The organism is Pseudomonas sp. GW821-FHT05H12 (assembly GCF_059419385.1).
Map to the genome: position 1 here is coordinate 12,946 of NZ_JBWKRS010000038.1, position 25,394 is coordinate 38,339.

Annotated in this window: 20 protein-coding genes; 13 read left to right on the forward strand and 7 right to left on the reverse strand. The window is 61.6% G+C overall.

All coding sequences use genetic code 11. From position 1 onward, the window contains the following. The first annotated feature begins 22 nt into the window (after positions 1–22). The 3 genes from AC07SU_RS25870 to AC07SU_RS25880 all read left to right on the forward strand — a co-directional run bounded on the left by AC07SU_RS25870 (position 23) and on the right by AC07SU_RS25880 (position 4,934). Positions 23–1,669: a VRR-NUC domain-containing protein gene (locus AC07SU_RS25870; RefSeq protein ID WP_494998651.1), complete on the forward strand. Its 1,647-nt coding sequence runs from the start codon at positions 23–25 to the stop codon at positions 1,667–1,669. Then, the gene (locus AC07SU_RS25875; RefSeq protein ID WP_494998652.1) at positions 1,666–3,921 is read left to right on the forward strand and encodes an ATP-dependent DNA helicase; all 2,256 of its coding nucleotides are present in this window, start codon (positions 1,666–1,668) and stop codon (positions 3,919–3,921) included. Before AC07SU_RS25870 ends, AC07SU_RS25875 begins: the two co-directional genes overlap by 4 nt. A gap of 80 nt (positions 3,922–4,001) precedes the next feature. Continuing rightward, the gene (locus tag AC07SU_RS25880; RefSeq protein ID WP_494998653.1) at positions 4,002–4,934 is read left to right on the forward strand and encodes an alpha/beta fold hydrolase; all 933 of its coding nucleotides are present in this window, start codon (positions 4,002–4,004) and stop codon (positions 4,932–4,934) included. On the opposite strand, the gene AC07SU_RS25885 is transcribed toward AC07SU_RS25880, so the two are convergent. Then, entirely contained in the window at positions 4,897–6,363 is a 1,467-nt protein-coding gene (locus tag AC07SU_RS25885) for a sensor histidine kinase (protein ID WP_494998654.1), read from the reverse strand. The genes AC07SU_RS25880 and AC07SU_RS25885 overlap by 38 nt on opposite strands. Further along, positions 6,360–7,070 carry a response regulator transcription factor gene (locus AC07SU_RS25890; protein ID WP_494998655.1) on the reverse strand — a complete coding sequence of 237 codons (711 nt, stop codon included), beginning with the start codon at positions 7,068–7,070 and terminating at the stop codon, positions 6,360–6,362. Before AC07SU_RS25890 ends, AC07SU_RS25885 begins: the two co-directional genes overlap by 4 nt. A 231-nt stretch (positions 7,071–7,301) precedes the next feature. Here AC07SU_RS25890 and msrB point away from each other — a divergent pair, with 231 nt between their 5' ends. The 3 genes from msrB (at position 7,302) to msrA (ending at position 10,426) form a co-directional block, all read left to right on the forward strand. Then, the gene (gene msrB, locus AC07SU_RS25895; protein ID WP_176998307.1) at positions 7,302–7,802 is read left to right on the forward strand and encodes a peptide-methionine (R)-S-oxide reductase MsrB; all 501 of its coding nucleotides are present in this window, start codon (positions 7,302–7,304) and stop codon (positions 7,800–7,802) included. A 35-nt stretch (positions 7,803–7,837) separates the two neighbouring features. Continuing rightward, positions 7,838–9,598 (forward strand): cytochrome c biogenesis protein DipZ, encoded by a 1,761-nt coding sequence (locus AC07SU_RS25900; protein WP_494998656.1) that lies wholly within the window; start codon positions 7,838–7,840, stop codon positions 9,596–9,598. 132 nt (positions 9,599–9,730) lie between these two features. Further along, complete coding sequence (gene msrA, locus AC07SU_RS25905; RefSeq protein ID WP_494998657.1) at positions 9,731–10,426, forward strand: peptide-methionine (S)-S-oxide reductase MsrA; 696 nt, start codon at positions 9,731–9,733, stop codon at positions 10,424–10,426. Positions 10,427–10,540: 114 nt separating this feature from the next. Here msrA and AC07SU_RS25910 read toward each other — a convergent pair whose 3' ends face one another. The 3 genes from AC07SU_RS25910 to AC07SU_RS25920 all read right to left on the reverse strand — a co-directional run bounded on the left by AC07SU_RS25910 (position 10,541) and on the right by AC07SU_RS25920 (position 13,447). After that, positions 10,541–10,975, reverse strand: coding sequence for a nuclear transport factor 2 family protein (locus AC07SU_RS25910; protein ID WP_494998658.1), 435 nt, complete (start codon positions 10,973–10,975; stop codon positions 10,541–10,543). Between the two features lie 108 nt (positions 10,976–11,083). Further along, a complete protein-coding gene (locus tag AC07SU_RS25915) occupies positions 11,084–12,034 on the reverse strand; it encodes an alpha-E domain-containing protein (RefSeq protein ID WP_017253783.1) in 951 nt (316 codons plus the stop codon). 3 nt (positions 12,035–12,037) lie between these two features. Then, positions 12,038–13,447: a circularly permuted type 2 ATP-grasp protein gene (locus tag AC07SU_RS25920; protein ID WP_176998303.1), complete on the reverse strand. Its 1,410-nt coding sequence runs from the start codon at positions 13,445–13,447 to the stop codon at positions 12,038–12,040. Positions 13,448–13,899: 452 nt separating this feature from the next. Between AC07SU_RS25920 and AC07SU_RS25925 the strand changes: the two genes are divergently transcribed. The 3 genes from AC07SU_RS25925 (at position 13,900) to AC07SU_RS25935 (ending at position 14,849) form a co-directional block, all read left to right on the forward strand. Further along, positions 13,900–14,445, forward strand: coding sequence for a hypothetical protein (locus AC07SU_RS25925; protein WP_176998302.1), 546 nt, complete (start codon positions 13,900–13,902; stop codon positions 14,443–14,445). 70 nt (positions 14,446–14,515) lie between these two features. Continuing rightward, a complete protein-coding gene (locus AC07SU_RS25930; RefSeq protein WP_494998659.1) occupies positions 14,516–14,692 on the forward strand; it encodes a hypothetical protein in 177 nt (58 codons plus the stop codon). A gap of 10 nt (positions 14,693–14,702) precedes the next feature. After that, a complete protein-coding gene (locus AC07SU_RS25935; protein WP_494998660.1) occupies positions 14,703–14,849 on the forward strand; it encodes a hypothetical protein in 147 nt (48 codons plus the stop codon). A gap of 79 nt (positions 14,850–14,928) precedes the next feature. On the opposite strand, the gene AC07SU_RS25940 is transcribed toward AC07SU_RS25935, so the two are convergent. Both AC07SU_RS25940 and AC07SU_RS25945 read right to left on the reverse strand, forming a co-directional pair. Next, positions 14,929–18,921, reverse strand: coding sequence for a hypothetical protein (locus AC07SU_RS25940; RefSeq protein ID WP_494998661.1), 3,993 nt, complete (start codon positions 18,919–18,921; stop codon positions 14,929–14,931). A 40-nt stretch (positions 18,922–18,961) separates the two neighbouring features. After that, complete coding sequence (locus AC07SU_RS25945; protein WP_494998662.1) at positions 18,962–19,885, reverse strand: LysR family transcriptional regulator; 924 nt, start codon at positions 19,883–19,885, stop codon at positions 18,962–18,964. A 112-nt stretch (positions 19,886–19,997) separates the two neighbouring features. Between AC07SU_RS25945 and AC07SU_RS25950 the strand changes: the two genes are divergently transcribed. From AC07SU_RS25950 to AC07SU_RS25965, 4 genes are all read left to right on the forward strand, one after another. Then, positions 19,998–20,981, forward strand: a complete 984-nt coding sequence (locus tag AC07SU_RS25950) for an aldo/keto reductase (protein ID WP_494998663.1) — start codon at positions 19,998–20,000, stop codon at positions 20,979–20,981. 62 nt (positions 20,982–21,043) lie between these two features. Continuing rightward, positions 21,044–21,799 carry a CDP-diacylglycerol diphosphatase gene (locus AC07SU_RS25955; RefSeq protein ID WP_494998664.1) on the forward strand — a complete coding sequence of 252 codons (756 nt, stop codon included), beginning with the start codon at positions 21,044–21,046 and terminating at the stop codon, positions 21,797–21,799. A 31-nt stretch (positions 21,800–21,830) separates the two neighbouring features. After that, positions 21,831–22,820 carry a DUF3443 family protein gene (locus tag AC07SU_RS25960; protein ID WP_494998665.1) on the forward strand — a complete coding sequence of 330 codons (990 nt, stop codon included), beginning with the start codon at positions 21,831–21,833 and terminating at the stop codon, positions 22,818–22,820. Between the two features lie 559 nt (positions 22,821–23,379). Beyond that, complete coding sequence (locus AC07SU_RS25965) at positions 23,380–25,380, forward strand: aminotransferase class I/II-fold pyridoxal phosphate-dependent enzyme (RefSeq protein WP_494998666.1); 2,001 nt, start codon at positions 23,380–23,382, stop codon at positions 25,378–25,380. Positions 25,381–25,394: the final 14 nt, after the last annotated feature.

A 25,394-nucleotide genomic window follows, 5' to 3' on the forward strand; every position in this document is an offset into this window, starting at 1 on the left:
CAGTGTCCGAATACCCCGTGAAATGGCCAATCCCCTCGACGATCCGCTCTATTACCTGCATAACTTCCGCCAGGTGCTGCTCTGGCTGGGGCAACGTTATGCCGATTTGCTCGCCCCTGACGAACAGCATTTCATTCAGCATTTTGACAGCTTGCCCCAGGCGTCCCAGGCGTTATTGGTGCGCATGGTGATGCGCAAGGGCATGCATTTTCGGGCGAGCAAACTCAATTACGTGGAAGTCGGCTGCACTCACGCGGCAACCGCACCGCTGGTGCAGTTGGGTTGGGTGGATGAGCACAGCCCGCTGACCTTTGAAACACTGTTCGCCTTGCTGCAAAAAGGCGAGGTCTTGGCAGCCTTCAAGCCGTGGATTGAGCAGCCCAAGGCCAACAAGGCCGATTGGCTCGAGGCCTTGGCCGCACAGTTCACCGAGCTTCGCAGCTTTACCCAGTGGTGTCCGCAGACCACCGATACACTGTACAGCCTCACCGTGATGGACCTGTGCGACCGCCTGCGCCTGATGTTCTTCGGCAACCTGCATCAGGACTGGTCCGAGTTCGTGCTGGCCGACCTGGGCATCTACACCTACGAAAAAGTCGAGTTCTGCGCCGAGTCCCGTGGCTTGCGCAGCCGTGACGACGTGCACGGCTACCTGTTCCTGCACGGGTGTCAGCAGGCGTTTGAAGCCGGGCTGGCACTCGACCAGGTGTTGGCTCACATCGCCACGCTGAACACCGACAACCCCTGGCTGGAAAAACGCCGCGCCAAGCTGTTGTTCCAGATCGGCCAATACTGCGAACGCAGCGCCGAGTTGGACCTGGCCGAGCAGATTTACCGGCAATGCGCCTATCCCGGTGCGCGTTCGCGGCTGATCCGCGTGCTGGAGCGCCGCGAGGACTATGCCCAGGCCATGGCCCTGGCCTGTGCCGCACAGCAGGCCCCGGAAAGCGCCGCTGAACAGCAGCACCTGTTGCGCGTGTTGCCCCGGCTGCGACGCAAGCTGGGTGAGCCACCGTTACCCAAGACCAAACCCCGGGCGGTTACCCGGCTGGATCTCGCGCTGGCGCCTCCCGATGAACTGATGTCAGTGGAATATTGCGTGCAGGCGCACCTGAGCGAGCCGGACGCGCCGGTGCATTACGTCGAGAATGGCCTGATCAACTCGCTGTTCGGCCTGCTGTGCTGGGAGGCGATTTTCGCACCCTTGCCGGGTTCGTTTTTCCACCCGTTCCAACGCGGCCCGGCAGACCTGCACAGCGAAGACTTCCACCTGCGCCGCGCCGCGCTGTTCGCCGCCTGTTTCGAGCAACTGCAGGATGAACGCTACAAGGCCACCATCCGTCAGCGCTATACCGACAAGTGGGGCATCCAGTCGCCGTTCGTGTTCTGGAACCTGCTCAGCGACGAACTGCTGGAGCAAGCCCTGGCCTGCCTGCCCGCCGAGCACCTGCGTTATTGGTTCGAGCGGCTGTTGCTGGACATTCGCGCCAACCGCGCCGGCATGCCGGACCTGATCCAGTTCTGGCCGGCCCAAAAGACCTACCGCATGATCGAGGTCAAGGGCCCGGGCGACCGTCTGCAGGACAACCAGTTGCGCTGGCTGGAGTTCTGCGGCGAATACCAGATGCCCGTGACGGTGTGTTATGTGCGCTGGGCAGAACCCGCTTGAGCTACAGCGTGGCGGTGCGCGCGCTGTGTGAGTTCACGGCCAAGGTGGGCGACCTGGACCTGCGCTTTACTCCGTCGCCCAGTGCCCAGGAAGGCATTGTCGGCCATCGCACCGTGGCCTCGCGGCGCAATGCGCACTACCAGAACGAAGTGGCGCTGGAAGGCGAGTACCTGCAACTCAAGGTACGGGGCAGGGCAGACGGCTACGACCCGGACGCCAATCGCCTGGAAGAAGTGAAGACCTATCGCGGCGACCTCGAGGCCCAACCCGCCAACCACCGGCAACTGCACTGGGCCCAGGTCAAGGTGTACGGCTGGTTGATGTGCCAGAAGCTGGGGCTCGATGCCATCGACCTGGCGCTGGTGTACTTCGACATCGTCGGCGAGGGCGAAACCCTGCTGAACCAGCATTACCCGGCCGCCGAACTGGAGGTCTTCTTCAATCAGCAATGCGCGTTGTTCCTCGGCTGGGCCACCCGGGAAATGCAGCATCGCGACGCACGCAACAGCGCAGCCACCACCTTGGCGTTTCCCCATGCCGCGTTCCGCCCCGGCCAGCGCGTGCTGGCCGAATCGGTCTACAAAGCCGCGAGCACTGGCCGTTGCCTGATGGCCCAGGCGCCCACGGGTATCGGCAAGACCATCGGTACGATCTTCCCGCTGCTCAAGGCCCTGGCGCCCCAGCAACTGGACAAGGTGCTGTTCCTCACCGCCAAGACCCCGGGGCGCAAGTTGGCCCTGGACGCGGCGCAGGTGCTGTACGACAGTCGCCCTGACTTGCCGCTGCGGGTGCTGGAACTGGTGGCGCGGGACAAAGCCTGCGAACACCTGGACAAGGCCTGTCACGGCGATTCCTGCCCGTTGGCCAAGGGCTTTTACGATCGTCTGCCGGCTGCCCGTGAGGCGGCTTCCCAGGTGCGCCTGCTCGATCAGCGCAACCTGCGCGAGGTGGCCCTGGCCCATGATGTCTGCCCCTATTACCTGAGCCAGGAAATGGCGCGCTGGACCGACCTGGTGGTCGCTGACTACAACTACTATTTCGACTTCGGCGCCATGCTCTTCGGCCTGGCCCAGCTCAACCAATGGCGTGTCGCCGTGCTGGTGGACGAGGCCCATAACCTGGTGGAACGTGCGCGCTCGATGTACAGCGCCAGCCTTGACCAATACAGCCTCAAGACCCTGCGTGACACCGCCCCCGAAGCGCTGAAAAAGCCCCTGCAACGCCTCAACCGCGAGTGGAACGCGCTGCACAAGGAACAACTGGCGCCGTATCAGGCCTACCCAACCCGGCCCGACAAACTGTTGCAAGCCTTGAACCTGTGCACCAGCGCCCTGGGAGATTACTTCAACGACCACCCCGAATCCCTCACCGGTGATCTGCAGGCGTTCTATTTCGAAGCCCTGCAATTTGCCAAGGTCGCGGAGCTGTTCAACGAACACTTCATCTTTGATATCAGCAAGCGCCAGTTCAGCGGCAAGCGCAGCAGCTCGACCCTGTGCCTGCGCAACGTGGTGCCGGCTGAATTCCTGCGGCCCAGGCTGACGGCGGCGCGCAGCAGCGTGCTGTTTTCCGCCACCTTGAGCCCACGGCACTACTACGCCGACCTGCTCGGCTTGCCGCCGGACACGGCGTGGGTCGACGTGGAGTCGCCGTTCAAGGCCGAGCAACTGACGGTGCGCATTGTCGATCAGGTGTCCACGCGCTTTGCACATCGCGAGGCGTCGCTGGCGCCCATCGTCGCGTTGATCGCCGCCCAGTTCGCAAAAACGCCCGGTAACTATCTGGCGTTTTTCAGCAGCTTTGATTACCTGCAACAGGTGGCGCAGTTATTGGCCGAAACGCACCCGCAAATCCCCTTGTGGCAACAATCACGCGGCATGGCCGAGGCCGAGCGTCAGGCGTTCCTCGACCAGTTCACCGAGCACAGCCAGGGCATCGGTTTTGCCGTGCTCGGTGGCGCCTTCGGTGAAGGCATCGACCTGCCAGGCGCGCGCTTGATTGGTGCCTTTGTCGCCACCCTCGGGCTGCCGCAACTGAACCCGGTCAATGAGCAAATGAAGCTGCGCATGGGTGCCATCTTCGGCGCCGGCTACGACTACACCTATTTGTACCCGGGCCTGCAGAAGGTGGTGCAGGCCGCCGGCCGGGTGATCCGCAGCCAGCAGGACGAAGGCGTGGTGATGTTGATCGATGACCGCTTTGGCGAGCCACGGGTGCGCCAGTTGTTGCCGCAGTGGTGGGCAGTCGGTTGACGTATTCCCGGCATCAATGATGCTGGCCTTGATCATGTCCATGCTGCAGGCTGTGGCAAACCCTTCGCCAGGCTAAACCCATGAGCCAGCACACCCTTCGCGTCAACGGTATCGAGCTGAGCGTGCACATCGCCGGCCCTGAACACGGCCAGCCGGTGTGGCTGCTGCACGGTTTTCCTGAATGCTGGCATTCCTGGCGCGAGCAGATACCGGCGCTGGCGTCGGCGGGCTACCGGGTGTTCGCGCCGGAGATGCGCGGCTATGGTCGGTCGAGTTCGCCTGCCGAGATTGCCGATTACGACCTGATGACCCTGTGCGGCGATATCCAGCAGGCCATGGACCATTTCGGCCACCGCGAGGTGGTGATGGTCGGCCACGACTGGGGCGCCGTGGTGGCCTGGCACCTGGCATTGCTGGAGCCCGAGCGTGTCACGCGGTTGATCACGATGTCGGTGCCGTTCGCCGGGCGTGCCCGCCGGCCAGTGATCGAGATCATGCGCGAGCTGTACGCCGACCGATTCAACTACATCCTGTACTTCCAGGCGCTCGGCGTGGCCGAACGGGAATTGAATGCTGACATCGAGCGCACCCTGCGGTTGTTCATGCAGGACCAGGACGTGTTCCTGCAGAAGAAATCCCCCGATGCCACCTTGCTCGACGGTGTCTCAACCCCCGCCACGCTGCCAAACTGGTGCCGCCAGCAAGACCTCGACGTCTACGTGCAGACGTTCACCGAGCACGGCTTTCGCGGCCCGTTGAACTGGTACCGCAACTTCGAACGCAACTGGCAGCGCACCGAAGCCCTGGCGGGCCGGCAGGTGCTGCAACCGACGCTGTTCCTGATCGGCGACCGCGACCCGGTCGGCGTGTTTGAAGCCCATACGATCAAGCGCATGCCCGATTCGGTGCCCGTGCTGGAGCAACACGTACTCCCCAACTGCGGGCACTGGATCCAGAACGAGCAGGGCGCTCAGGTCAACGCGCTGATGCTCGGGTTTCTAGGGAGAACGTAAAGGTCGCGCCACGGCCGGGGCGGTCCACCAACTGGATGCTGCGCCCGTGCAATTGCAGGATGCGGTGCACGATGCGCAAGCCCAGACCGCCATCCCGGCGTGCGCCGCCGATGGTGAAAGCACGCAGGAACAAGCCTTCGCGCAGCTCGGCGTCGATACCCGGGCCGCTGTCGCTGACCGTCACCGCCACGCCATCCGCCGCGCTCGCCAGCAGCACTTCCACTTCGCCATTCACCGGCGTGTGGCGCAGGGCGTTGTCCAGCAGGTTGGTCAGCACCCGTTCGATCAGGCCCAAATCCGCCAGCACCGTGGGCACCTGTGGGGGCAGGGTGGCCGTCAGGGTAATGCTCCGGGCTTCGGCGGTGAGCTCGAATTTCTGGAAGATGTCCTGCACCAGATCGGGCAGCGAAAAGCCTTCGATCACTGGCTGTACAAAGCCATGTTCCAGGCGCACCAGTTCCAGCAGTGACTGGGCGAGGCCGCCGACCTTGCGACTTTGGTCCAGGGCGATGCCGAGGTAACGGCGGCGCTCTTCGGGGCTGAGGCTGGCGTCCTTGAGGGACAGGGTCTCCAGGTAGCCGTGCAACGAGGCCAGGGGCGTGCGCAGGTCATGGGAGATGTTGGCCACCATTTCCCGGCGTTCCTGGTCCTGGTGAGTAATGGCGCGCCATTGTTCGCCCAGGCGGTTTTCCATCTGCACGAAGGCGTGGTCGAGCACGGCGATCTCATCGCCGCTGGTGAGTTCGGGCGTCAGCGGCGCGGGGGCTTTCGGTGCGCCGTTGATGTCGAACTGGCCGACCTTGTCGGTCAGCTGGCGCAGCGGCCGGGTGATCCAGGCGAACGCGATCAGGCCCGCCATCAGGCACAGCAGCGCGACCAGGCCGATGGACCACAGCGCGATCTTCAGCGCCATGCCGGTGGCGTCCTTGGCGTCGTACACGTCATGGGCTTCGCCCAGCAGCACCACGTAGAGGAAACCGGTTTGTTGCCCGTTGGCCTTGAGCGGTGCGGCACTGAACACTTTGCGCCCGTCAACGCTGCGCGGGTCGTCGCCGAGGATTGGCAGCATGGCGCCGCTGAGGAAGCGGCGCACCGGCGTCAGGTCGACACGATCACGCAGCAAATGCCCGCTGGGCGCGGCATTGCCGACCACACGGCCGTCGATGTCGAGCAGGTACACCTCGACACTCGGGTTGACCAGCATCAGTTGGCTGAACAGGTTGCGCACGGCGTCAGGCTTGAGGCCGTCGGCGTCCATCAATTGGGTGTCACGGGCAATGTGCGCCGCCAGGTCGCGGGACAGGCCTTGCACCACTTCCAGTTCATGCATGTGGTTGGAGCGCACCTGCAACCACGCCGACGTGCCGCTGCAAATCACCAGCAACACGGCGAACACCACCGACAGGCGTTGGGTCAGCGTGAGTTTCATGGCGCGCTCTCGGCAAATTTGTAGCCACGGCCCCACACCGTGAGGATACGCGCCGGGTTGGCCGGGTCGACTTCGACCTTGGCGCGCAGGCGGTTGATGTGGGTATTGACCGTGTGTTCATAGCCTTCGTGGCTGTAGCCCCACACCGCATTGAGCAGGTCCATGCGCGAGAACACCTTGCCCGGTTGGCGGGCGAAAAAGTACAGCAGGTCGAATTCACGCGGGGTCAGGTCCAGGCGCTGGCCTTGCAGCGTGGCATCGCGGGTCAGCGGGTTGATGAACAACTGGCCGAGGTCGAGGCTGCCGGCGTCCATCTTCAAGTTGCGCGCCATGGCGTCCACCCGGCGCAGCAGGGCTTTAACCCGCGCGACCAGTTCCGGCATCGAGAACGGTTTGGCCAGGTAGTCGTCGGCGCCCAGTTCCAGGCCGAGGATGCGGTGCAATTCGCTGGAGCGTGCGCTGGTGATGATGATCGGCGTGTAGCGCGCCATGGCCCGGGCGCGGCGGCAGATCTCCAGGCCGTCGACGCCGGGCAGCATCAGGTCGAGGATCAATGCATCCCAGCCGCCTTGCTCCAACAGGCCCAGGCCTTCGGTGCCATCGGCGCTGTGCACCACCTCGAACTGCTCGTCCCGCAGGTGCAGGCAGATCAGGTCGGCAATATGGGCATCGTCCTCGACCACCAGGACTCGTTTTGGCTGATCCATGTAGAGAAACCTTCACGTGTAGTTCGCGCATTGTGCGGGTTTTGCCACAGTGTAGTTATCACGAATTGTTTAACTCTGCGTGAGGATTCCGCGACCGTAAAAGCCGCAGCATGGCCCCACTGCCCAATGGTAGGAGCCGGCTTGCCGGCGATAGCGATCATCCTGATAGACCGCCATCGCCGGCAAGCCGGCTCCTACAGGGGATCGCAATGGATCGAAGAGGGGAATGCCATGTATTCACGTCGACAAATACTGCTGGCCGGTGGCGGCCTGGGTGTCGCCGTCCTGGCCGGTGGCCTGCTCAAGCAACTCAACGTGGTCAGCGACGCTGAAGCCGCCGAAACCTTTGAGGTGAGCCATACCGAGGCCGAGTGGCGCAGCCTGCTCACCGCCGAGCAATTCGACGTACTGCGCGAGGAGGGCACCGAACGCCCTTACAGCAGCAAGCTCAACGATGAACACCGCACCGGCACCTTCGCCTGCGCCGGTTGTGCGCTGCCGCTGTTTTCCTCGACCACCAAGTTCGACAGCCACACCGGCTGGCCGAGCTTCTGGCAACCGCTGGACAACGCCGTCGCCAGCCACGTCGACACCTCCTACGGCGTGGTGCGCAAGGAAATCCACTGCCGGCGCTGCGGCGGTCACCAAGGGCACGTGTTCGACGACGGCCCACAACCCACCGGCCTGCGCTATTGCATGAATGGCGCCGCCATGACGTTCACGGCGGCGTAAGCCGATGTCTATTCATTCGTATAAGGGACGATCCCATGTGGCTTCTGGTTCTCGCGTATCTGGGCGGCGTGCTGACGATTGTCAGTCCGTGCATCCTGCCTGTTCTGCCTTTTGTCTTCGCTCGCACCGGGCAGCCGTTTATGCGCAGTGGCTTGCCGCTGTTAGCGGGGATGGCGGTGACGTTTGCCCTGGTGGCCTCGCTGGCGGCGGTGGGCGGCGGCTGGGTGGTGCAAGTCAATCAATACGGGCGCTGGCTCGCGTTGCTGTGCGTTGCCCTGTTCGGACTCACGCTGCTGTTGCCGCAACTGTCGGAGCGGCTGACGCGCCCGTTGGTGGCGGCCGGCAGTCGCCTCTCGGAAGCCGCCGGGGCCGACGCCAAGCCGCGTCCGGGCGCTTCGTTCCTGATCGGCGTGGCCACCGGTTTGCTGTGGGCGCCGTGCGCCGGGCCAATCCTCGGCCTGGTACTCACCGGCGCGGCGCTGCAGGGCGCCAGCATCGGCACTACCTTGCTCTTGCTGGCCTACGCCGCGGGGGCTGCCACGTCCCTGGCCTTGGCGCTGCTGGTCGGCGGTAAAGTCTTTGGCTTCATGAAAAAGTCCCTGGGTGCCGGTGAATGGCTGCGCCGTGGCCTGGGGGCGTTGATGCTGGCCGGTGTGGCGGCAATCGCCCTGGGCCTGGACACCGGCGTGCTGTCGCGTTTGTCGACGGCTTCGACCGGTGGCCTGGAACAAAGCCTAGTAGATAAGCTGAGTGCCAAGCCTGAACCGAAGGGCGGGGCGATGATGGCCGGTGGCGCCATGATGATGGCCGCCAACCACAGCGACACGCTGCCCATCGAGGGTACGCTGCCGCCGCTGGACGGTGCCGTGCAATGGCTCAACAGCCCGCCGCTGACGGCCGAAGGCTTGAAGGGCAAGGTGGTGCTGGTGGATTTCTGGACCTACTCCTGCATCAACTGCCTGCGCACCTTGCCGTACGTGAAGGCCTGGGCCGAGAAGTACCACGATCAGGGCCTGGTGGTGATTGGCGTGCACGCCCCGGAGTTTGCCTTTGAGCGCGACGTGAACAACGTCACCAAGGCTATGAAGGACCTGGGCATCACCTACCCGGTGGCCATCGACAACAACTACAAGATCTGGCGCGCATTCAATAACCAGTACTGGCCGGCGCATTACTTTGCCGATGCCAAGGGCCAGATCCGTTATCACCACTTTGGTGAAGGTGACTACGCCGAGTCAGAGCGTGTGATCCAGCAACTGCTGCGTGAAGCCGGGGCCAAGAATGTGGCCGGAGGCCTTATCGAGGCCGACGCCAAGGGCGTGCAACAGGCGCCGGACATGAACGAAGTGCAGTCGCCGGAAACCTACCTGGGCTTCCAGCGCGCCGAGAACTTCGTCACCACCGGCACCCTGGGCACCGACAAGGTGGTGAACTACCCGGCGGCTGGCACCCTGGCGCTGAATAACTGGACGCTGGAAGGGCAGTGGAACGTCGGCGGCCAGCAAGCCACCCTTGATCAGGCGGGTGGGCGCATCGTCTACCGCTTCCATGCCCGCGACCTGCACCTGGTGCTGGGCCCGGGCGCCGATGGCAAGCCGGTGCGGTTCAAGGTGACGGTCGACGGCCAGGCCCCGGGCGACGCCCATGGCACCGACGTGGCGCCGGATGGCAGCGGCACCGTGACCGAGCAGCGCCTGTACCAGCTGGTGCGCCAGCCAGGTGCGGTGCAGGACCGTACCTTCAGCATTGAGTTTCTGGACCCGAACGTATCGGCCTACGCCTTCACTTTCGGCTGAATTGAAAACCCAATCACTGTGGGAGCTGGCTTGCCTGCGATAGCGTCGGGCCAGCCGCTTCATCTGGCCCTGATGCACCGCCATCGCAGGCAAGCCAGCTCCCACAGTCGACCGTGTTCTGGAGTGATAGTGATGAAACGACTCAAGTTTTTACCGGTGCTCGCTTTCGCGGTTTTTGTCGGCCAAAGCTCGGCGTTCTCCTTCGGTGGTGCTGAAGACGCGGTGATGATCGCACCCCCCGCCCTGGACCTGCCCGCCACCTCCGGCAACCTGCAGACCGCCGTGTTTGCCGGTGGCTGTTTCTGGGGCGTGCAAGGGGTGTTCCAGCATGTGCAGGGTGTGAAAAACGCCGTGTCCGGCTACGACGGTGGTGCGGCGAGTACCGCGCAATACGAGACCGTCAGCGGCGGCGATACCGGGCATGCCGAATCGGTGTCGGTGACCTATGACCCGAGCCAGGTCAGCTATGGCAAGCTGCTGCAGATCTACTTCTCGGTGGCCCACAACCCCACCGAGCTGAACCGCCAGGGCCCGGATAGCGGCACCCAATACCGCTCGGAAATCTTTGCGCAGAACGCCGAACAGCAGAAAGTCGCCCAGGCGTATATCGCCCAGCTGGACGCGGCCAAGGCCTTCGACAAGCCGATCGTGACCAAAGTGGAAACCGGCAAGGCGTTTTACCCGGCGGAGTCCTACCATCAGGACTTTCTCACCGAGAACCCGTCTTACCCCTACATCGTGATCAATGACCTGCCGAAGGTAGCGCAGCTGAAAAAACTGTTCCCCGACCAATACCGCGCAGAACCGGTCCTGGTGAAAAACCAATAACCACCACCGCCACCCGTAGGAGCCGGCTTGCCGGCGATCGCAATCTTTCAGCCAATAAATCATTGACTGATCAACCGCCATCGCCGGCAAGCCGGCTCCTACAGGTGGGCGATTTTAGGCCTGGGAGTTGGCCTTGGCCAGGTACGGTGCCAGGCGTCGGCCCATTTCCTCACCCAAAGCCTGCAACCCGCTCAAGGGGCGGACCATCACTTCAAACTCAATGATCTGCCCTTGCTCGTTGAAGCGAATCAGGTCGATGCCCTTGAGCTGCTTGTCGCCCACCCGGGCGCTGAACTCCAACACCACGCTCAGGCCATCGCCGGTTGCCAGTTCACGGTGGTAGGTGAAGTCTTCGAACACCTTGATCACGGTGTTGAGGATCATCGACACCACCGGCGCGCCAGGGTAGGGCGTGTGGGCCATGGGCGAGCGAAACACCGCGTCGGCGGCCAGCAGCTCGGGCAGGGACTTGAGATCACGGGCGGCCAGCATAGCGTGCCAACGTTGCAGGGTTTGGGCAGCAGCGGGGGTGAGGGTCAGTTCGGACATGCTCTGTACCTGTTCTTATGGTGGGAAGGCGTTGCACCAGCCCAACATAAGAGCGGTATCAAAGAGGGGTCAATCACCTGAATTGACAGTTAAGTAACCCAATTGCACTCACACCACTTCCAGGTAAGAGCTGTGAATGGCCCGCGCCAGTTCGCGCACGGTGTCGATGAAGTCGGTGAGGCGGCTGTGCAGGCCGTCTTCAAGGATTTCATCGATCCCGGTGTAGCGCAGTCGCGCCTCAAACTCGGCGGCCAGGCGTTGGGCGGTGCGCCCGTAGCTGCCGGGCAAGTCGGCGAGGATGTGGCTCAACTCCTCGATGCAGGCGTGCAATGAGCGCGGCACGTCACTGCGCAGCAACAGCAACTCAGACACCGACCGTGCATTCAACGCATTCGGGTACAGCTCGGTGTAGGCCTCGAATGACGATAACGCCCGCAGCAGCGCGCTCCACTGGTAATACCCGCGTGCCGACAGGTCGCTGACTTCTTCGGACTCCTCACCAAACATCTCGTAGCGCGCATCGAGCAGGCGCAGGGTGTTGTCTGCCCGTTCGACGAATGTGCCCAAGCGAATGAAGCGGTAGGCGTCATTGCGCATGATGGTGCCGGAGGTGGCGCCGCGAAACAGGTGCGAGCGCTGCTTGACCCAGTCACAGAAGTGGCTGATGCCATGCCGCGCCAGGCCGCCGGCGGCTATGCTGCGCATTTCCAGCCAGGTGGCGTTGAGGTTTTCCCACATGTCGGCGGTGATGCGCCCGCGTACCGCGTGGGCGTTGCCCCGGGCGGCGCGCAGGCAGTTGTAGATGCTGGCGGGGTTTTCTTCGTCGAGGGCGAAGAAATGCAGCATGCGTTCGGCGTCCAGCTGCTTGTGGCGCTCCAGGTAGCTGTCCAGGGTGCCGCTGCTGAGCAACGACATCGCCAGTTCATCCAGGCCATCGCTGCGCCCGGCCTGGGGCATCAGCGACAGCGAATAACTGACTTCAAGCATGCGCGCCAGGTTCTCGGCGCGCTCCAGGTAACGGGACATCCAGTACAGATCTGCGGCGGTTCTACTCAACATGATTCAGCCCTCCACCACCCAGGTGTCCTTGGTTCCGCCGCCCTGCGACGAGTTGACGATCAACGAGCCTTCCTTCAGCGCCACACGGGTCAGGCCGCCCGGCACCAGGCGGGTCTCCTTGCCCGACAGCACGAAGGGCCGCAGGTCGATATGCCGGGGCGCAATGCCGTTTTCGACAAAGGTAGGGCAGGTGGACAGGCTCAGGGTGGGCTGGGCGATGTACGCGTGTGGGCGCGCCTTGATGCGTTGGCGGAAGTCCTCGATCTCGGCCGCCGTGGATGCCGGGCCTACCAGCATGCCGTAGCCACCGGAGCCCTGGGTTTCCTTGACCACCAGTTCCGGCAGGTGGGCCAGCACATGGGACAGTTCATCGGGTTTGCGACACTGGAAGGTCGGTACGTTTTGCAGCACCGGTTCTTCGTCCAGGTAGAAGCGGATCATTTCCGGCACGTATGGATAGATCGATTTGTCGTCGGCCACCCCGGTGCCAATGGCATTGGCCAGCACCACATTGCCCGCGCAATAGGCGGCGACCAGGCCGGGCACGCCGAGCATCGACTCGGGGTTGAACGCCAGCGGGTCGAGGAAGGCGTCGTCGATGCGCCGGTAGATCACGTCCACGGCCTTGGGGCCGTCGGTGGTGCGCATGAACACTTTGAGGTCCTGCACGAACAGGTCGGCGCCTTCCACCAGTTCCACGCCCATTTCCCGGGCCAGGAACGCATGTTCGAAGAACGCACTGTTGAAACGACCCGGCGTGAGCACCACCACATTGGGGTTATCCAGGCGGCTGGAGCTTTTCAGGGTCTTGAGCAGCAGGTTGGGGTAGTGGTCCACCGGCGCGATACGCTGCTTGGCGAACACTTCGGGGAACAGGCGCATCATCATCTTGCGGTCTTCGAGCATGTAGCTCACGCCGCTGGGCGTGCGCAGGTTGTCTTCGAGCACGTAGTAGGTGCCATCACCGTCACGCACCAGGTCGACGCCCGAGATGTGCGAGTAGATGTCGCGGTGCAGGTCCAGGCCCACCATGGCCTTCTGGTAACCCTCGTTGCCCAGCACCTGGTCGGCAGGGATGATCCCGGCCTTGATGATGCGCTGGTCGTGGTAGATGTCGGCGAGGAACATGTTCAGTGCGTTCACGCGCTGGATGCAGCCGCGTTCGATCACGGCCCATTCACTGGCGGGGATGCTGCGGGGGATGATGTCGAAGGGGATCAGGCGCTCGGTGTCTTGTTCGTCGCCATACAAGGTGAAGGTGATCCCGGCCCGATGGAACAGCAAATCGGCTTCGCGGCGCCTCTGGGCCAGCAGTTCCGGCGGCGTATTGGCCAGCCAGCGGGAGAAATCCTGATAATGCGCGCGGCATACGCCTTGCGCGTCATTCATTTCGTCAAAGAAAGATCGAGCCATTCCAGTACCTTGTCAGTGCCGAGGGAAGCCTGGGTGGCACTGCCGCTTTAAAAACCGCATTTTTTATGAGCCCGTGGCTGAGGGTGCCACTGGGCCTGGTCCTTACTTTCTTATGGGGTGGGCTCTGGGTCGGGGGGTAACGAATGCTCCTGTTTCCGGGCAGATGAATGGATAAAGCAATGCTTGTGCCGAAACGGCGTTTCAGGCGTCGTTTACCGGTGGGCGGGCGACAACGGTTGTGCAGGAGCCCGGGGGGGGGGGGGGGGGGGGGGGGGGGGGGGGGGCGATGGCAGCCGTGAGATCGCCATCGCCGCCAAGCCGGCTCCTACAGTGGGTGCATTGCAGGTATCCATAACGGCGCATCGCACGCACCACACCAGTGCACCAACTAACTTGAACTTCGCCCGGGCCCGTTTCTTCTAACGGGATTCGAACCTGTGTGGAGCACGGCCGTGCCCAGAATCATTTCCCCCCAAACGCCGGAAGCGGCATTGACAGATCACAGCGAACACACCGCCAAGATCTTCGGCTCGCCCAAGGACCGCCTGGACTTCTACCGCCGCGAGATCCAGTACGAAACCACCATCCTGGCCAACCGCACCGACGCCTACCTCACGGCGCAATCGTTCCTGGTCATCGCATTCGTGTCCGGCATGGGCAACCTCAACCCGGAATGGGGCAAGTTGTTCACGCTGGTGGTGCCGGTGTTCCTGGTGATGCTCGGCATTCTCAGCTCATTGAACGCCTGGCCGGGAATTCGCGCGGCGTACGAAATCATCGACCACTGGCACTACAAGCAAAGCGAACTGCTTCGCAGCGAGCCGGTGATGGGCCTGGCCTACGATGATTCGCCGCTGTTCTGCGAGACCGAGTCGTCCCACAAGGGCTATCGCAAGTCGCTGCTGTTTTCCATGCGTGCGCCGTGGTTGTTCATGGTGTTCTGGCTATTGCTGGGGGCCTACGCGTTCTACATCCAGGTGGACAACCCCGGGTCCTAGACAAATGGAACTTCGTTGTCGGGCACGTGACCTTAACTTTACACAGGCCATAACGTTGCAGAGGTGAACCATGAGCACACACAAACAACCCGCGACGGGCGCAGACGCCCCCAAAGACCCGGCCCTGAACGCAGACCCCAAGGCCAAAGACCCTAAGGCGCGGGAAAACGACTACAGTCCAGACTTCAAGCCCGAGCGCGAGCCCAAGCCTGAAACCGATGCCGATATCGATATCCAAGGGGGTTAGGGAGACGGTCATGTCAGAAGAACGGGAAGAAGAATTTGAAGAGGAGCTCAACGACCCGGGCAACGAAGACCCGGGGTCGTTGATGGATGATGCAGAGGTGCCTCTCCGTGAATCAGATGAAGCGCAGAACACCTGTAGTACAGTGTGCCAGAATTAAATCGGGTGCTCTATTGTGCTGGCGCTTACCTCACAGTCGGCAACGTAGGGTTGCTACTGTCTAGGTTTTACTGCAGCCTTTATGATCCAAAATGACGCGGTTTGTAGGATACGTTGACCTCTTTCGTCGAGAGTGATCCGTCTGGAAGGACAAAGTGGATCTGGTTTTTTCCTCCGTCATTTTTATCAATCTGGAACTTTGTGTTTCGCTCGTGAAATTTGCTGTATCTCACATCTGCAAGCAGTTGGGCTTGATCCGGCGGCAGATTCGGGTGAAACCTTTTAATGTTTTCCGAGAAGCTGCCATGAAACGTGTCCAGCGCAAGCGGACCAATATTCACTGTCACCGTGCCTTCAAAGGCTTTTACTGGTTTGTTGGTTGCCTTCTGAAACTGATGGGCGAACGATGAAGCTCCACCATTTGCTCCGTAACACGCGCAGAGCCGCACGTTATCGTAGTCTGCCGGATTGATTCCTTTGGACTTGAGCAAACTGATGAGGCTCTCGGCGTCGTGAGGTTTGTTGTCTGCGTACAAGAAAGTGCCATTTCTTAAAAAATCATTGGCTGTATCAGGTGCTTCGCCGTGCGCGATGATATTAAGACGTTTGACGCCTTTGTAGTTATCGACATAAGTGTGCAAGCCTGAACCAATGGCTTTAAGTTCTTGCATAGAGCCGCCAAGTTGGACGACGTTATCACGAGCGAGCGCTGTGTTTAGCAAACTTGAATCTTTGCTGGCAAGCGAAGATGCGGTGCCCCTGAACTGCTCCAGTGGCTTTCCATACACTTGGCTTGTGCGCGGATCGTAGGCATGCCAATTACCGGTAGCCGGATCGTATTTAGCCAAGGATCCAACGTCCTGCGTCGTATTGATGGATTTGTAGGTGCCCTGCGCAATGTCTGGGTTTTTAACTACGTCCAACAGGTTGCCGCTGCTGTATGAGCCGCGTAAGTGTTTGAATCCGTTGTACGCAGCCCCCGTAATCCGCCGTCCACCATTCAAAACACCACGCGCCAGATCATCCACCCCACTCACCGGATTGAGTGCGCCAACTGTGGCGCGCCCCAGGATCTTGAGGGTATGCCCGACCCTGGCCAGCGTGCCAAGCCCGGTTGCAGCCGCTTTCGCACCCTTGACCGCTGTACCGAAACCAACGAGAAAGCCGAATATGTCCCACGACAGATCGCCCACCCCCTGGGCAATTTTGCCGTTCTGAAAATTGACGATCGCCGACCTGAACGGGATGAGGTTAAGGGCGATCTGCGCCGCCTTTTCGTGGGTTGGCACTTCGGTATCAAAGGTCGTCTGGCCCCTGGCTGCGTTTTTTATCCCGGGTATATCCATGTCATGCAGGACAGCGTCTGCAAGGTAGGCGGTTCTTGCGCTGCCGAAGCTATCGGGAACACCACTCGCGTTCGAGGACTCTTCCGTTAGCCCGGCTGGGTAGCGGCCTTCAGGTTTGATTACTTTGTATTCGTAGAATGGACGGGATTCTTTGTAGTAGGGCTGGCCCGTCTTGAAATTACCTTCGTCCGGCTGCCGAGTGATGCTGCCTTTCAGGCGGTCCAGCTGGTAAGTGTGGACTTGCCCATCGCGCTTGATCTTGATCAGCACGCACCCTTCAGTCTCTTTGTCGTATTCACTGGCGAGTTTGCCGCCCCATTCGAAATGGGTTTTCCTGGCAATGGTGATTTCTCCGAACTCAAAATTCTGACGGTCTGCCAAAGGCAGCTTTGCCACCATGTTTTTTACTTGCGCGGCAGTTGCTGTCCTGATCGCCTCGGAATAAGCCGAGAATGCTTCAGTGAACTCAGTGGATAGATCCGGCAGTTGTTTGAGTTTTTGTAAAACGTCATTGACGTTAAATGCACTGGACGAAGAGACCCAGGCACCCGGCCTGCCGTCATCGGGCAGGTCAACCTGCCCGAATGTGTAAGTGCGTATCAGGTCTCTGCCCGCTTCCCCCCAGTTATCCGCAGAACTCGGTGCGCCCAAGATGCCCCGGCCATCGATATACAGGTCCAGGATTGAGTAGGGCCCTGGGAAATAACGGTTGGAATGCTCAACACGGATACATTTTTCTTCGAAGTGCTTCGGGTCCACGCCTGGCAAGGCTTTTTTCAGGCGCTCCAGTGCCATGTCCCTGGCTGTCGGCATTACGGCCGTGGAGGCGTGCGAAGCTTTCGCGAGTTCGCTGACCTGCGCTGCAAACGCCTTGCGCACGCTGCCCATTGCAGCCTGGGTTACCGGGTACGGCAACCCGTTGGCAACGGCCCATTCCTTGAGCGCAGCGCTTTGGGCGACAAACTCAGTACGTTCTTCTTCGTCGGAGATGGGCGCGATGCTGGCCTGGGCCATGACTTGGGCGTAGCTCATCGTTGCGGTCGCCCCGGGGGCATTCGCTTCTATACGGGCAACGGCGGTGGCAAAACTGACCCAGCTGTGAGTGCCCAGGACCAGATCTTGTGGAATGTCCTTGACCAGAAATTCCGGTGCCCGGCTGGACACCATCAGCGTGGCTTGGATCCTGGCGTGTTCAGGTGATGATCCCTTTGCCAGTTCGTTGGTTAACTCATTCAACACTGCCGCAGCGGTCTTGCCCGAGTTCTGCGCGGACAACAGCGTAAAGCCCGCGATACGGGTTTGCGCCGCGCCCGCAGCAGCCTCCGGCGATTCAGAGAGGTCCAGCGTCAGGGCCGCCAGCAACCAGTCATTGACACTGCCTTTGACCGAGCGCGCCTCAAACTGGGCCTGGATGGCCCGGCCCACGGCCTGCCCTGTGGGCGATTCGATCAAGCTGTCAATCAAGCGCCTTGGATCACCGGTTTGTGCCGGATGCCCCTCCAGCAAATACTCCAGAACGCTGCTGGACGGGCGAAAATCAATATCGCCGACCTTGCCCTGAAGGATATCGCCTCTCAATTGTTGCTCGCTCGCGGCATCCAATGGCTCGGGCCAGGCACGTGCTCCGCCGTAGTTACCGTTGGCCGGCGCCTTGGGGGCAGGGGTCATCAACGCAGTGACCAGGTTGTCCAACTGATCAAGCGTGGTGGGGATTTTCCAGCCATGGTCCTCAACGAACTGCTTCAGGCTCACGCTGTTGTGCTTGCCTGCCATCGAAGGCATGTAGGTACTGGCGCTGTCGACATAGACAACTCGGGTGTCGAGTTCGTGGGCTATTTCCGACTCTTCCCGGCTGCCCTCCCTGACAAAGGTGGCGAGGTGCTGCAAGTCGAAAGCCGCCTGGTAGCGGTTGCGGATATCGGCCAACTGCGCCTGTTGCTCTTCCAGTCGATCTTCACTGCGACGGGTGTGCAACCCGGTAAAGGTCGGCGGTGTCAGTTCGACAAAGGCCTTGTCTCGCAGCAGTTCGGCCACGCGTTGCTTGATTGCGTCGGGGGACAAGAGCTCGGGCTCTTTGTAAAAACGCTGCACAAGGTTGAAGGGCGCGCTGTTGGCCGCGGAAGACAGCGGCGGAGCAAACGTGGTGAAGGTGTATCCCGAAACGATGATTCGGCCTGCATTCAGAATCGGCCCGCTGACCGCTGCCCAGTCCGGGTTGTCGAGCCCCAGTGTATGGACCTCCCGCCCAGCGCCTGTTTTAAGCGAAAAAGATATCTGGCCGGAGGCCGGGTTGATTTTGATCGAATCTGGTTTTATGCCCCGTTCCTGCATCCACTGTTGCACGTCGGGCGATTGAAACGCTTGGCCCAGCTGGCTCCACCATTGGCCGAAGGTCGAGCTGGCTGGAATGGCGTCGATCTTGAGGTCTGATTGATGGGCTGAGGGGCCGGCGGTCTTCGCCAGTGCGATGCGATACAGCGCTGCCAGCTCACTGTCGCCTTCGGCGCGGGAATGGGGGTCGTAAGTATCGAGCTCAGAGGATTCATCAGTCGCACGTCGCGGCCTCGCGGAACTCGCCTGAAAAGCATCGATGGGCAGGGGATAGCGGGTATTTACAGTGCTTGGGTTGATCATCAGGAGTGGCTCGTCGTGTGAGAGGCAGTTGGCGGCATGGTTTGCCGTGTGATCAACGTGCGTGTCACAAACGTCCCTGATGATTCCGCTCATGGGCCGGTTTTTCGTTGCTGTATTTATCCCCGCCGGCTGACTAGGACTCGATCAACTGCGAACCGATGGTTTTCATACGGATCATGTCCATCAACTGCCGCAACCCCGGCTGCGACTGACGCCGACTGGGGTAGTACATGCACAACGGCTCACCCAGGCAAGCCCAATCGGGCATCACTTCCACCAGGCGACCGTCCTTCAGTTCCTGCTCAACGCGGTTGGACAGGCAGTAGGCAATCCCCACCCCTTGCAGCGCCGCATGGACGATGGTCTCGGTGTCGGCTGCGCTGAAATGCCCCGGCACATCGATGCGTTGCTGGCGCGCGCCGTTGCCCAGCTCCCACTTGTAAGTGGTCTTGTCACCGAGGTACATGCGGATGCACGCGTGTTGCAGCAGGTCCCTGGGCTCTTTTGGCGCGCCACGGCGGGCGAGGTAAGCGGGGGAGGCGACCATGATCCAACGCAATTCACCGGTCAGCGGTACGGCGACCATGTCCTGGGGCACCGTGGCGCCGTAGCGGATACCGGCGTCGTAGCCCTCGGCGATGATGTCGATCATCTGGTCCTGCACGATCAGGTCCAGGCGCAGTTGCGGGTAGGCTTGGGTGAATTCGCCGAGAATCGGCGCCAGCAGCAACACCGCCGCGTCGCGAGGCACGTTGAGGCGCAGGCGGCCGATCGGTGCTTCGCGATACAGCTCCAGCGTGTCGAGTCCGTCCTGGATTGTCGCAAAACCCAGGCTGAGTTTTTCCGCGAGCAGGTTGCCCGCGTCAGTAGGCTCGACGGCGCGGCTGCTGCGGTAGAGCAATTTCACGCCCAGGCGCGTTTCGAGGTTGCGCATGGTGTGACTTAACGCCGAGGTGGTCACCCCCAGTTCGTGCGCAGCGTGGCGAAAACTCCGACGCCGGATGATGGCCATGAACACATTGAGATCGGCGAGTTCGGAGCGGTTAAAAGCGGCCATATCAAGACTTTTTTAGGAGAATTCGGTTGTATGCGGCGTTGAGCCCTATTCAATCAGGGATGACCTAGAGTAATTGCTTTTCAAAGTATTGCTATGGGCAGCGTGATTTTTTATGAGTATCGAAACCCTCAAGATCCCCGGTATCGAAAAGGCTGTGTCAAGGATCGCCCTCGGTACCTGGGCCATGGGTGGCCGACTGTGGGGTGGCTCGGACAATGAACTGTCCATCAAGACTATCCGGCATGCCCTGGCCAGTGGCATCAACTTGATCGACACGGCGCCGGTGTATGGCTTCGGTTTGTCCGAAGAGTTGATCGGCAAGGCCCTGCGCGGCGTACGCCATACCGCGGTGATCGCCACCAAAGCCGGTCTGCAGTGGGATGACGGCACCACACGCCGCAATGCCACCGCCCAGCGCATCCGCAAGGAAATCGAAGACTCCCTGGTGCGCCTGGAAACCGACTACATCGACCTGTACCAGATCCACTGGCCCGATCCGTTGGTAGCCCAGGAAGATACCGCCGATGAACTGGAGCGTTTGCGCCGTGAGGGCAAGATCCTCGCCGTGGGGGTGAGCAACTATTCACCGGCGCAGATGGATGACTTCAGCCGCTACACCGCGCTGGCCACGGTGCAGCCGCCCTACAACCTGTTCGAGCGCGCCATCGACAGCGACATCCTGCCGTATGCCAAGAACCACGGGCTGGTGGTATTGGCCTACGGCTCGCTGTGCCGGGGGTTGCTGACCGGCAGCATGCATTCGGCCACCAGCTTTGGTGGCGACGATGTGCGCAGGATCGACCCCAAATTCAAGGCGCCGCGTTTCGAACAATACCTGGCCGCCGTCGGCGCGCTGGAGGTGTACGCCCGCGAGTGTCACGGCAAGTCGATACTGGCGCTGGCGTTGCGCTGGGTGCTGGATCAAGGCCCGACCATCGCGCTGTGGGGCGCACGCCGGCCGGAGCAACTCAAGGGCTATGAAGAGGCGTTTGGCTGGCATTTGACCGCCGATGACCTGACACATATCGACCGTATTCTGGCCAGCACGATAAAAGATCCGATCGGGCCGGAATTTATGGCCCCCGCCAAGCGTTAACCCTTACGACAGGGATGTCAGCGACAACAAAAAATGACATCCCCGTACGTTGAGGTTTTTGCATGAAGCGCGGCACCCTATTCACGATCGCTGGTGGTTTGCTCTGTGGGCTGTTAGTGGCAGGCGCCCTGAAATGGCGCGGTGACCCCAATGCCTTGTGGCACATCGTCAGCCAGCAATGCGTTCCCGACCAGCAACAGCAGCACAAGCCCGACCCGTGCCTGGCGGTGGACCTGGACCGTGGTTATACGCTGCTCAAGGACCGCAATGGCCCGTTGCATGACCTGCTGATTCCCGTGGATAAAGTCACCGGCATTGAAGACCCTGCGTTGGGGCGCCAGTTGCTGCCGCATTACTTCGCCCAGGCCTGGAAGCACCGTGCAGTGTTGTCCGACGGCCTGAAAAAGCCGATCCCCGACGCCTTCGTTTCCGTGGCCATCAACTCGCGTTTTGGTCGCTCGCAGAACCAGTTGCACGTGCACATCGCTTGCCTGCGCCCCGAGGTGTTTGTCGCCTTGAGCCAGCAAGGCAAGGCTTTGGATGAACAGTGGCAGGTGTTGCCGAGGCCGCTGATGGGGCATACCTACAGCGCCCGCACGTTGTCGGCAGCCGACGCCGAGCTGCTCGACCCCATGGCGCTGTTGCACGACTACGTCGAGGCCCAGGGCAGCTCAATGAGCCACTACAGTTTGCTGATGACGCCCCGCGCCGACGGCAGCTTTGTGCTGTTGAGCACGCACCTGGCGCTCACCGAACTGAACCTGGGTTCGGCCGGTGAACTGCAAGACTATCGCTGTGACCTGATGACCCAGTTGTAAGCCCCCTTTGACCTGATTCGGACCTACTTCCATGCGCTTGACTGTGTTGGCTTGCCTGTTCTTGTCTGTTGGTGTGGCCCAGGCGGCCACCCGCGAAGTGATCCCGATCCACAGCGCCACCATGGCCAATGGTGATTTGCGCTACAGCGTCACCTTGAAGATTGGCGGCACGCCCGTGGAAACCCAATTCGACACCGGCTCGGTGGGGTTGCGCGTGCTGCCTGGGGTGTTGAAACCCCAGGATGCCTTGGCCCAGAACGTCCCGGCGGCGATTCAGTACGGCAGCGGCGTGCGCCTGAACGGCAAGCTGGCGATGGCCACGGTCAGCCTGGGCACTGCTACGGCCCAGGTGCCGATACAATTGGTCGAGAGCATCAGTTGCAGCGACGCACGGCCTAAATGCCCGGCCTCGACAGTGTCCGCCAAGGACTTCCTCATGGGCGGCAACCCCGAGCGCGGCGAGGGCTTCAAGGCGATCATGGGCGTCGGCATGTTACGTAACCCCGCGGCCAACCCGCTGGTGGCCATGGGCGGCCGTTGGTTGGTGGTGCTGCCACGGCCCGGGCAGAGCACCGGGCAGTTGATCATCAACCCCACGGCGGCGGAGACCCAGGGGTTTCGCCTCCTCAGCCTGCAACACTTTGCGGTGAAACCCGGTGATACCAGCGCCTACTGGAAAGACCACGGCGTGCAGGGTTGCCTGCAGCGCCTGGACACTCACCAACAGGTGTGCGGCGACAGCATCCTGGACACCGGCGCGGCGGGTTTTCATATCTATGCCGATGCGCTGCAAGCCAACTGGCCGGTGGGCACCCCGGCGCATTTCAGCCTGGCCCTGGGGGACGGCAGCCAGATGGGCCAGCACTTCAAGGTGGATAACGGCGGCGGGCGCTATGTGCGCTACATCACCGCCCAAGGCGAACACAACTTCCACGGAATCAATGCCGGCTTGCTGACGTATTTCGATAATGCGGTGCTGTACGACCAGTCCGCCGGCACCATCGGCCTGAAGGCCCGCTGATCACTGAAGACAAACACAGCACAACTGTGGGAGCCGGGCTTGCCCGCGATGGCGGAGTGTCAGTCAACCCATTCATTGGCTGATCCACCGCCATCGCAGGCAAGCCAGCTCCCACATTTTGATCTGCGTCCTGCCGAGAAATCGGGTACACCGCTAACCCCCTGTGGAAGCGGGCTTGCCTGCGAATGCGGAGTGTCAGTCGACACACCTGCCAGCTGGCCCACCGTATTCGCAGGCAAGCCAGCTCCCACAATTGGATCTGCGTCCTGCCGAGAAATCGGATACACCGCGAATCCCCTGTGGGAGCGGGCTTGCCCGCGAATACGGTGGGTCAGTCAGCATATTCAGTGATTGACACTCCGCATTCGCGAGCAAGCCCGCTCCCACATTTGGATCCCGCATACCGGAAAATTTTCATTCACGACCTCTTTGCTCGATAAACGACACCCCCTCAGATTTAGCCATTGAACGACTGTTCAGTTTGAACTATGTTGACCGCATCCACCCGTTTGCGCGCAAACGGGTTCGCGCTTTTTCTTCTTGAACGAGAGGCTCTGGCATGCGGTTTTCCCCCTTCGTCGAACGAATTGCAGGGCAGGGCGTCGCCGCCTGGGACATCCACCACGCCGCGTTCCACGCTGCCAGCCAGGGCGAAGACATCATCATCCTCAGCGTCGGCGACCCCGATTTCGCCACGCCTTCGTTCATCACCGACGCGGCCGTCAGCGCACTGCGCGACGGCGACACCCACTACACCGAAATCCCCGGCCGCACGTCCTTGCGCGATGCCGTGGCCCGGCGCTACAGCCAGACGCTCGGCCGCTCGTTGGCGGCCGATAACGTGATCATCGTGCCCGGCGCCCAGAACGCATTGTTCATCAGCTCGCTGTGCCTGTTGCAGGCCGGGGATGAAGTGCTGGTGCTCGACCCGATGTACGTCACTTACGAAGCCACGCTCAAGGCCAGTGGTGCAACCCTGGTGCGCGTGCCGTGCTCGCCGGAGTCGGGGTTTCGCCTGGACCCGCTGGCACTCGCCGCTGCAATCACCCCGCGCACCCGGGCGATCTTCTTTTCCAACCCGAACAACCCCACCGGCGTGGTGCTCAACCCCCAGGAACTGCAAGTGATTGCCGACCTGGCCATCGCCCATGACCTGTGGGTGGTGGTGGACGAGGTCTACGAAAGCCTGGTGTTCGACGGCCAATACCACAGCCTCGCCGCGCTGCCCGGCATGGAAGACCGCTGCATCGTGATCGGCAGCCTGTCCAAGTCCCACGCGATGACGGGCTGGCGTATCGGCTGGATCATCGCCGCGCCGCAGATGGTCGCCCATGCCGAAACCCTGGTGCTGAGCATGCTCTATGGCCTGCCCGGGTTTGTCATGGAAGCCGCTGCAGCCGCCGTATTGGCCCATGATGAAGTGACCGTGGGCATGCGCGAGATCTACCGCCGCCGACGTGACCTGGTAGTGGCGGGCCTGAGCGCTTGCCCAGGGATCAAGGTGCAGGCGCCACAGGCCGGGATGTTTGTACTGGTGGATGTGCGCGGCACGGGCTTGAGTTCGCTGGATTTTGCCTGGCGATTGTTCCGTGAGGCCGGGGTCTCGGTGCTCGATGCGGCGGCCTTTGGTGAGCCAGCCCAAGGGTTTGTGCGGCTGTCGTTCACCCTGGGCGATGAGCGCCTGGCCGAGGCCTGCCAGCGTATTGCCGGCTTTGTTGGCCAACTCGCGGGCGAGCCGCGGATCGCGCCGGCACCCGTCGCAACGATTGAAGTGGTGCAACCGGCCGACGTCAAAAAGATGATCGAGGTGGTCGATCTGCATAAGCGCTTCGGCAATATCGAAGTGCTCAAGGGCATTTCCCTGACCGCACACGAAGGCGATGTCATTTCCCTGATCGGCGCCAGCGGCTCAGGCAAAAGTACCTTGCTGCGCTGCATCAACATGCTGGAAGTGCCCGACCAGGGCAGCATTCATGTGGACGGTGAAAGCATCAAGCTCAACTACGGCCGGCCCGGTGCGCCGCTGGTGGCGGATGCCAAGCAACTGGTGCGCATCCGCTCGACCCTGGGCATGGTGTTCCAGAACTTCAACCTGTGGCCCCATCGCACCGTGCTCGAAAACCTCATCGAGGCGCCCACCCAGGTGCTGCGCGAAAGCCGGGCCGAAGCCATCGAGCGTGCCGAAGCCTTGCTCGACCGGGTTGGCCTGGCCGCCAAGCGCAACGAATACCCGGCGTTTCTCTCCGGTGGGCAGCAGCAGCGCGTGGCGATTGCCCGCGCACTGGCCATGCGCCCCAAAGTCATGCTGTTCGATGAACCCACTTCAGCCCTCGACCCGGAACTGGTGGGCGAAGTGTTGCGCGTTATCCGCTCCCTGGCCGAAGAAGGCCGCACCATGATCCTGGTCACCCATGAAATGGCCTTCGCCCGGGATGTGTCGTCCAAAGTGGCTTTTCTGCACCAAGGCATGATCGAGGAAACCGGTTCGCCGGACTCGGTGTTTATCGACCCACGCAGTGAGCGTTGCCGACAGTTCGTCAACGCGCATCAAACTCGCTAACTCCATAAAAAGAC